The 846-nt window shown below is 35.9% G+C and carries 1 protein-coding gene; it reads right to left on the bottom strand.

Features of this window, described 5'->3' with window-relative positions; genetic code table 11:
* A partial coding sequence (locus AMO08_RS04495) for an EF-Tu/IF-2/RF-3 family GTPase (RefSeq protein ID WP_256997657.1) occupies positions 1–846 on the bottom strand: 846 nt, incomplete at both ends.

The raw sequence follows: 846 nt of genomic DNA, 5'->3' as shown, positions 1-846 counted from the left end.
ACATCATGATATGTTCCATCAATTAATGTAACAATAATATCTTCTAGAGGATAGCCAGCTAAAACACCAGTTTGCATAGCCCCTACAACGCCAGCCTCAACTGCTGGAATATATTCTTTAGGAATTTTACCCCCAACAATTTTATTAATAAATTCAAAACCCCCGCCAGGTTCATTAGGTTCAACTGAAATAATAACATGGCCATATTGACCACGCCCACCAGACTGTTTGGCAAACTTACACTCCTGTTCTACTTTTTGAGTGATACACTCTTTATACGCAACTTGAGGGGAACCAATGTTGACATTAACTTTGAATTCTCTTTTCAAACGATCAACAATAATGTCTAAATGTAATTCACCCATACCTGAAATGATAATTTGTCCAGTATCTTCATCACTTTTAACTTTAAACGTTGGGTCTTCTTCTGCCAATTTTATCAATCCATTTGTTAATGAATCCTGACCATCCTTGGAAACTGCCTCTACAGCTATAGAAATAACAGGATCAGGAAAATCCATGGACTCTAAAATAATAGGAGCATCAAGAGAACAAAGTGTATGGCCTGTCTGAGTATTTTTTAAACCTACAATAGCTGCTATTTCTCCTGTTGACACTGTCTTTCTTTCTTCACGCTTATTAGAATGCATTAGCATTAATCTACCCACACGCTCTTTTTTTCCCGTATTTGGATTTAAAATAAATTCACCAGTCGTTATTTTTCCTGAGTATACTCTAAAAAATGTGAGTCGACCAACATATGGATCTGTCATAATTTTAAAAGCCAATGCACTAAAAGGCTCTTTATCATCTGGCATGCGCTTAATTATACTATCATTCTCTTCC

It is taken from the genome of Candidatus Pelagibacter communis (assembly GCF_001180205.1).
GTDB classification, from domain to species: domain Bacteria; phylum Pseudomonadota; class Alphaproteobacteria; order Pelagibacterales; family Pelagibacteraceae; genus Pelagibacter; species Pelagibacter ubique_O.
The sequence above is the reverse complement of the archived record's forward strand: the minus strand, read 5'-3'. Positions and strand labels throughout refer to the sequence as shown.